This is a genomic window from Thiobacillus sp., from assembly GCF_024708915.1.
Window position 1 is genome coordinate 1 of the sequence record NZ_JANJXQ010000074.1, and the last position, 6,896, is coordinate 6,896.

Consider the following 6,896-nt stretch of genomic DNA (forward strand, 5'->3'; position numbering starts at 1 on the left):
GCGGTGGCCCACGACGCCAAGGTGTTCCACGCCGGCACCGCCGTGAAGGATGGCCGGGTGGTCACCGCCGGTGGCCGCGTGCTGTGCGCCACCGCGCTGGGCGACAGCGTGGGCGAGGCCCAGGCGCGCGCCTACGCCCTGGCCGGCAAGATCAGCTGGGACGGCCTGTTCTACCGCCAGGACATCGCCTGGCGCGCCATCCAGCGCGAAGAGGGCTGAGCCCCATGGCCGCCATGTTCCCCGCCAGCCCGACGCTGACCTTCCACGACCCGCTGGGCGAGATGCTGGGCGCGGGGGACGGGCGCTACGTCTACAGCTTCGACGATGCGGTGAAGCTGGCCGGCCACGCCTGCCCCACCGTGGCCGGCGGCTTCCTGCTGGTGCTGGGCGCGGTGGAACGGCTGTACGGCGACGAGATGCCGCAGCGCGGCGGCCTGCGCGTCACCGTCCACGCCGCCGTCGACCAGGGCGCCACCGGGCCGCTGAGCCAGGTGCTGACCCTGCTCACCGGCGCCGCCGCGGAGAACGGTTTCCATGGCCTCGCCGGCCAGCAGGTGCGGCACCAGCTGCTGCAGTTCGCCCCGGACGGCGCCAGCGGCCCCCTGCGCTGCACCTTCGAGCGCCGGGACAGCGGCCGGCAGATCACCCTGACCTATGACCCCTCCAGCATCCCGCCGGCGCCGGGCATGATGGCCGACATGCAGGCGGTACTCGGCGGCCAGGCCGACGCCACCACCACCCAGCGCTTCCGCACCGCCTGGCGCGAGCGGGTGGAGCGGCTGTTGGCAGACCGCGGCCGGCACACCGTATTCCAGCCCTGAGCGGCCGGGTGTCTGGCCTTTACCCCCTGGATTTGCGTATCATGCCCAGACCTCTGCGCGCGCATTCGCCCAAACAGCGGCAACGAATTCAACGAATACAAAACCAATAGATTTATTTTTATTTCTTTTAAGGAGCACATGAAATGTCCGAGAAGCATCCAGTGATCGCGGTCACCGGTTCCTCCGGTGCCGGCACGACCACGGTCAAGAACGCCTTCGAACACATCTTCCACCGCGAAAGCATCAAGCCGCTGGTGGTGGAAGGCGATTCGTTCCACCGCTACGACCGCGCCTCCATGAAGAAGGCCCTGGAAGAGTTCGCCAAGAAGGGCAAGAACCTGTCCCACTTCGGCCCCGACGCCAACCACTTCGACCTGCTGGCCGAGACCTTCGCCACCTACAGCCGCACCGGCAAGTGCAAGCGCCGCTACTACATCCACAGCGATGCCGAGGCCGTCGAGCACAACGCCCGCCTGAACGCCAGCTACAAGGCCGGTGAGTTCACGCCGTGGGAAACCATCAGCGACAAGACCGACCTGCTGTTCTACGAAGGGCTGCACGGCGGCGTGGTGGACGGCAAGGTGGACGTGGCCGCACAGACCGACCTGCTGATCGGCGTGGTGCCCATCGTCAACCTGGAATGGATCCAGAAGATCTTCCGCGACAACGCCCAGCGCGGCTACTCCGCCGAGGCCATCGTCGACACCATCCTGCGCCGCATGCCGGACTACGTGAACTACATCACCCCGCAGTTCTCGCGCACCGACATCAACTTCCAGCGCGTGTCCACCGTCGACACCTCCAACCCCTTCATCACCCGCGACATTCCGACGCCGGACGAAAGCTTCATCGTGATCCGCTTCCGCGAACCCAAGGGTGTCGATTTTCCCTACCTGCTGAACATGATCCCGAATTCCTTCATGTCGCGCCGCAACACCCTCGTGGTGCCGGGCGCCAAGATGGGCTTCGCCATGGAGCTGATCCTGGCCCCCATCATCCAGGACATGATCGCCGGCAAGGGCAAGTAAAACCCGGCTTCACCAACGAGAAGGGCGACCCGCGGGTCGCCCTTTTTCACATCCGCCTCCAGCGGGCGCAGGCGATGATTATTTCTTGCCTTTGCTGGCGCCGCCAACCCTGGGCGAGACGATCATCTGCACCTGGCCGCCCTGCACCCGTTCGCCTGGCTTGCTGTAGTGCGCCTGGGTGTTGGTGAGATAGTAGCGGCGGCCCGCTTCGTACCAGGTGGCGTTGGCGACGATGTCGGTGACGTCGATCACGCCCGAGTTTTCCTCGTCGCGGGTGAGGAAGTCCGGCGCGCCCGGCAGGAAGCGCTTGCGGTCGCTCTCGAATATCTGCACCGCCACGCCGGTGACCGGATTGAATTTCCAGATTTTAGCGATGTAGTCGCTGCCGCCCGGGTCTTCCTGGATGAGGATGTCGCCGTCACCGTCGACCACCATGTTGTCGAAGGAACGCGCGGTCTGGCCGTCGGTGCCGACGAGGCTGGCCGAATCGAGCACCATCTCGATCGTGCCGCCCGTCGGCTTGGCGATCGAGTCGAAGGTGAACTTGTAGAGGCGGGCGGTCGCACCGGTGCGGCCGGTGGTCACCCAGTAGAACACCTTGGGATTCCGGGTATCCCAGTGGCCATCCTCGGGGCGGGCGAACTCGGTGACGTCGCGTGCCGTCGACCGGGTCTGCAACTGCGCGCCGCTGTCGAGCGCGGCGACGTCGGACAGCTCGACCAGCTCGAAGCTGCCGTTGATCGCGCCGGTCTCCAGTTTGACCAGGCCGTTGGTGTAGTTGGCGCCGCCGTTGTTGACGCGCACGCCGTAGAGCTTGCCGTACATGAGGCCGGCCTGCTCGACCGGATTGCCCGAAGTTTGCTTGTCGCCGACGTAGAGATAGGCCTGACCGGGACTGGAATCGTCGAGGCCGACCACCAGGGTCTTGTCGCCAGCGTTCGGGTGGGCGAGCGCGTTCTCATATGAGAAGCGGCCGAGGTAGGGCAACGGGTAGGTCGTGCCCTTCTCGTCGCCGGTGACGACGGTGGCGTAGGCGCGGCCTTCGGCGCCGGCTTCCTCACCTTTCATGTAGATGCGGCCGTCAAAGCCGCGGCCGGTCGCCGGGTTGAAGAAGGCGGCCCTGGCGGGCAGGTCGGCGGAGCAGAAGCGGCCGAACCGGGTCGCGCCGGTAGCGTCGACGAACTGCTTGTTGAGCTTGTCCCAGCCCATGACCCGGGTGATGAGATCCTCGCCCTGCACGATCTGCCTACTGTCCAGGTGCAGAGTCCACTGCGACACGAAGGCGCCGGTCGCGCCGTGGGCACGCGGGATGCCTTGCGTGGCGCCCAGTTCGTGGCTAACAAAGAAGGTCATGAAGGCCTTGTCGGCGACATAGCCACCGTTCCCGGCGAACTTGCCCGGCAGCGCACCCATGCCGTCGGGAATGCCGACCATGCGGTAGTCGACGTTCCTGGCGGAATCGCCGACGCTGATCAGCGAGACGACTTCCCAGCCGGGAGCGGTGGGGACGATATAGGGGGTCTGCGCGCTTTGCGGACCGGTGGTGCTTTGCGCGTGGACGGCGGCGGCGGCGAGTGCGAGGCTGACGCCGAGGGCGACGGGACTGAGCCTGAGCATGGGTTTCCTCTCCTGATGTTGCGGGGGTTGGCTGGCGCCGGGTAGCGGGTATCCGACGCGCGCAATGTCGCGTAGCGAGATGACACCAGGATGAAGGAAGCATGAACGCTCGCCGCGCCGTAGGCGCGAAAATAGCGTTAACAGGCCCTACTAAGCCACCGCGAAGCCGACCAGCGCGATCTCGTCGCCATCCTTGATCGCCGACGATTTCTCGGCGAACTGCCTGTTGATGGTGACGTTGAGCTTGGGATTGCCGAGCAGCATCTTCTTCCACCTCTCGCCGCGCCTGGACAGCACGAACAGCAGCCGCTCGACGTCGGTGACATCCGCAGGCAGGACGATTTCGTCGGAGGCCATGCCGAGGGTTTCGACGAGGTCGCCGAAAAACAGGATTTTCACCATGGTGGGGCCTTTATAATTCGTCATTGACCGCCCGATTTTACCCCCGTATGTCTGCCTCTCTGCTGGAAAACCTCAACCCCGAACAGCGCGCTGCGGTGACGTTGCCGCACGAGTCCGCGCTGATTCTGGCGGGCGCCGGCTCTGGCAAGACGCGCGTGCTGACCACCCGCATGGTGTGGCTGATCCAGAGCGGCCAGGTGTCGCCGCACGGGGTGCTGGCGGTGACTTTCACCAACAAGGCGGCGAAGGAAATGCTGACGCGGATTTCGGCGATGCTGCCGATCAACACGCGCGGCATGTGGGTCGGCACCTTTCATGGCCTGGCCAACCGGCTGTTGCGGATCCATTACCGCGAAGCCGGCCTGCCGCAGTCGTTCCAGATCCTCGACAGCTCGGATCAACTGTCTGCAATCAAGCGGCTGATGAAGGCGATGAACGTCGACACCGAGAAATACGAGCCGAAGAAGGTGCAGTGGTTCATCAATGGCCACAAGGAAGCCGGCCGGCGCGCGCGCGACGCCGAGGCCCACGACGAATACTCGATGCGGCTGGCCGAACTGTACGAGGCCTACGATGCGCAGTGTCAGCGCGAAGGGGTGGCGGACTTCCCCGAGCTGCTGCTGCGTTCCTACGAACTGCTGTATCGCAACGAGCCGCTGCGCGAGCATTACCGCGACCGCTTCAAGCACATCCTGATCGACGAGTTCCAGGACACCAACACCTTGCAGTACCGCTGGCTGAAGCTGTTCGCCGGGCCGCACACCGCGCTGTTCGCGGTCGGCGACGACGACCAGTCGATCTACGCCTTCCGCGGCGCCAACACTGCCAACATGGCGGAGTTCGAGCGCGAGTTCGCGCACGGCAACGTGATCAAGCTGGAGCAGAACTACCGCAGTCACGGCCACATCCTCACCGCCGCCAACACGCTGATCGCGCAGAACGCGCACCGCCTCGGCAAGAACCTGTGGACGGCGAAGGGCGACGGCGAGCCGATCCGCGTGTTCGAAGCCTATTCCGACCAGGACGAGGCGAGCTTCGTCGTCGACGAGGTGCGCGCGCTCAACCGCGAGGGCGTGGCGCTGTCCGACATGGCGCTCTTGTACCGCTCCAACGCGCAGTCGCGGGTGCTCGAGCACGCGCTGTTCTCGGCCGGTGTGCCGTACCGGGTGTACGGCGGCCTGCGCTTCTTCGAGCGCCAGGAGATCAAGCACGCGCTCGCCTACCTGCGCCTCTTGACCCATCCCGAGGACGACGGCGCCTTCCTGCGCGTGGTCAACTTCCCCGCGCGCGGCATCGGTGCGCGCACCCTCGAGCAGCTCGCCGACAACGCGGCGCGGTCGGGCAGCAGCCTATGGCAGGCCGCCTGTACGAGCGGTGGCAAGGTCGCCGGCTTCGCGAAACGGGTCGAGGAGATGAAGGCCGCCATCGCCGGCCTCACGCTCGCGGAGACGATCGACCACGTCGTCGAGACCAGCGGTCTCGCGGATTACTACAGCGCCGACAAGGATGGCGCCGACCGGCTGGAAAACCTCAACGAGCTCGTCAATGCGGCGGCGCTGTTCGCTGAAGAATCGGGTTCCGTGGATGCATTGGGTTCCGGCGCCGCACCCGAGGGATCGGCCCCCGACGCAAGCCGGTCCGATCTCGGCCGCTTTGGCTCCGACGTGACGCCTGAGGCGTCAGTCTCCACCGAAACGCCCCAGTCCGAGCTGGATCGTTTTCTCGCCCATGCCGCGCTCGAGGCCGGCGAGCACCAGGCCGGCGCCGGCCTCGACGCGCTGCAGCTGATGACGGTGCATGCCGCCAAGGGGCTGGAATTCCACGCCGTCTTCATCACCGGCCTGGAGGAAGGACTGTTCCCGCACGAGCAGAGCGTGCACGAGGAAAGCGGACTGGAAGAGGAGAGGCGACTGATGTACGTCGCGATCACCCGCGCGCGGCGCCGCCTCTACCTGTCGCACGCGCAGTCGCGCATGCTGCACGGCCAGATCCGCTACGGCATCCCGTCGCGTTTCCTCGCCGAACTGCCGGAGCAGGTGCTGCTGCACCTCAACCGTCGCAGCGAGCCGGCCTACACGTCAGGCAAGCTCGGCGCACCGGCGGCGCGCAGCCCGCAGGCCGGTGCCGACACCGGCTTCAAGGTCGGGCAGAGCGTCGCCCACGCCAAGTTCGGCACCGGCATCATCATCGACTTCGAGGGGCGCGGCAGCGACGCACGCGTCCAGGTGAAATTCCGCGACGCCGGCACCAAGTGGCTGGCGCTGGCTTACGCCAAGCTGTCGCCGGCCTGAGCCGGTTCGGATTCATCGGCCCACACCGCGAAAATCGCCTGATACGACGCGTACTGCGCACCGAACAGCACCGGCATCGCAACCAGCAGGCCGAGCATCAGCGGCACCAGCGCGGCAAAGAACAACAATAGGGCTAGCGTAAAAATAGTGACCAACCAAGCTGCCCAGTTCTTGGCGACCGCCTTGAGGCTCACCCCCAGCGCGGCGGCCGGGCGGGCGCCGCCGAACAGGATCAGCGCGGGCGCGAACCAGGTCGCCATGATCAGCGGAATGAACAGCAGCAGCCCGGTGAGCATCGCCGGCATCACCTGATTCAGGGTTGCCTGCATTTCCGCCGGATCCTTTTGCGATTGCGCCGCCTTCATGAAGGCCTGCGGATCGAAGCCCATGCCGACCATCACCTGGCCGATCACCAGCGTGCCGAGCAGCTGCACGGCGCCGACCGTCATGAGGGGAATCGCCGGCCCCTTCACGCCCGCGAGAAAGTGCGGCAATTCGAGCTCCTGGCCACTGTCGAGCGCGCGGTAGGCCGCCATGAAGCCGGCCACCATCAGCGGCGAGGCGAGTTCGGAGAGCGAGCTGCCCACCAGCGGAATCAGGCCGAGCGCCATCACCACGCCGAACAGCACGCCGAACGCGGCGGACAGCAGCAGCGGGTTCCGCCGATACAGGCGAAACCCCTCGACCACCCACTGCAGGCCCTGGCTCGCGCCGACCTTGCGCGGAATCTCTTGACT

Annotated in this window: 7 protein-coding genes; 4 read left to right on the plus strand and 3 right to left on the minus strand. The window is 66.1% G+C overall.

What is annotated here, in order from left to right:
- The 3 genes from Q0L94_RS05875 to Q0L94_RS05885 all read left to right on the plus strand — a co-directional run.
- The coding region (locus Q0L94_RS05875; protein WP_296751156.1) for a phosphoribosylglycinamide synthetase C domain-containing protein at window positions 1-219 on the plus strand (219 nt) is incomplete at its 5' end.
- Between the two features lie 5 nt (window positions 220-224).
- The gene (locus tag Q0L94_RS05880; protein ID WP_296751159.1) at window positions 225-821 is read left to right on the plus strand and encodes a hypothetical protein; all 597 of its coding nucleotides are present in this window, start codon (window positions 225-227) and stop codon (window positions 819-821) included.
- Between the two features lie 143 nt (window positions 822-964).
- The gene (locus Q0L94_RS05885) at window positions 965-1,849 is read left to right on the plus strand and encodes a phosphoribulokinase (protein ID WP_296751162.1); all 885 of its coding nucleotides are present in this window, start codon (window positions 965-967) and stop codon (window positions 1,847-1,849) included.
- 78 nt (window positions 1,850-1,927) lie between these two features.
- On the opposite strand, the gene Q0L94_RS05890 is transcribed toward Q0L94_RS05885, so the two are convergent.
- On the minus strand, window positions 1,928-3,466 hold the full coding sequence (locus Q0L94_RS05890) for an alkaline phosphatase PhoX (RefSeq protein ID WP_296751164.1): 1,539 nt from the start codon (window positions 3,464-3,466) through the stop codon (window positions 1,928-1,930).
- Between the two features lie 150 nt (window positions 3,467-3,616).
- Window positions 3,617-3,868: a MoaD/ThiS family protein gene (locus Q0L94_RS05895; RefSeq protein ID WP_296751166.1), complete on the minus strand. Its 252-nt coding sequence runs from the start codon at window positions 3,866-3,868 to the stop codon at window positions 3,617-3,619.
- A gap of 47 nt (window positions 3,869-3,915) precedes the next feature.
- Between Q0L94_RS05895 and Q0L94_RS05900 the strand changes: the two genes are divergently transcribed.
- A complete protein-coding gene (locus Q0L94_RS05900; RefSeq protein WP_296751169.1) occupies window positions 3,916-6,159 on the plus strand; it encodes a UvrD-helicase domain-containing protein in 2,244 nt (747 codons plus the stop codon).
- Here Q0L94_RS05900 and Q0L94_RS05905 read toward each other — a convergent pair.
- Window positions 6,135-6,896, minus strand: a 762-nt coding sequence (locus tag Q0L94_RS05905; RefSeq protein ID WP_296751172.1) for a BPSS1780 family membrane protein, incomplete at its 5' end; no start/stop codon positions are given. The genes Q0L94_RS05900 and Q0L94_RS05905 overlap by 25 nt on opposite strands.